Source organism: Faecalibacillus sp. TM498 (assembly GCF_020589955.1).
GTDB classification, from domain to species: Bacteria; Bacillota_I; Bacilli_A; order Erysipelotrichales; family Coprobacillaceae; genus Faecalibacillus; species Faecalibacillus intestinalis.
The window spans coordinates 1-936 of sequence record NZ_JAJDKB010000127.1; the positions used below are offsets into that span (position 1 = coordinate 1).

Below are 936 nucleotides of genomic sequence, written 5' to 3' on the forward strand. Positions count from 1 at the left end.
TTATAATGTACAAATCATTACTGTCATTGTTCCATCAAAATCAACTTCTTTTTGATCTGAACAAACTACAAAATGATCTCCTTTTTTCACTTCTTTTCCTTCTACTGTTCCTTGTCCTTCAATGATTGATACAAGTTGGAATGGTTTATCATTCTTTACTTTATTATAGCCTGTCATATCATATTTATTTAATGTTAAATAGTTAGATGATACAAGCTCTTTTCTTGTTCCATTTTCTATTGTTTCTTCTACTTGTTTAGCTAGATCATAAGGTTTATAAGGCACTGTTGTCACATCGATAGATTGTTTTACATGAAGTTGTCTTTCATTTCCATCCTTATCTTTTCGATGATAATCATATACTCGATATGTGATATCTGATGATTGTTGTGCTTCATAGATCAATGACCCTTTACAGATAGCATGGATCGTTCCACTTGGAATATAGAAGAAATCTCCTTTTTTGATATCAAACTTATTTAATAATTGATCATAATCATCATTTTCAATAGCTTTTACAAGTTCTTCTTTGGTTTTAGCATGATGTCCCATGACCATCTTTGTATCTTCTTTACAGTCTAAGACATACCAGCATTCTGTCTTTCCTAATGAATTTTCATGAAGACCAGCATATTCATCATTTGGATGAACTTGTACAGATAAATCATTACAAGCATCAATGATTTTTACAAGTAATGGAAATTGTTTATCTTTGATATTTCCAAAAAGTTCACGATGTTCATCAAAGACTTTTGATAAAGTTTGTCCTTTGAATTCACCTTCTTTGATTTTATTATCACCATTTGGATGTGCTGAAGGTGCCCAACATTCTCCTGTTTGATCACTTGGTATAGCATAGCCATACTTTTCTTTAAGTTGGTTTCCTCCCCAAATCATTTCTTTAAATACAGGTTCTACCCATAAAATATGTCCCAT

General features: G+C 31.2%; 1 protein-coding gene. It reads right to left on the reverse strand.

From position 1 onward, the window contains the following. Positions 1-936, reverse strand: a 936-nt coding sequence (manA, locus tag LJD32_RS14970) for a mannose-6-phosphate isomerase, class I (protein WP_032090164.1), incomplete at its 5' end; no start/stop codon positions are given.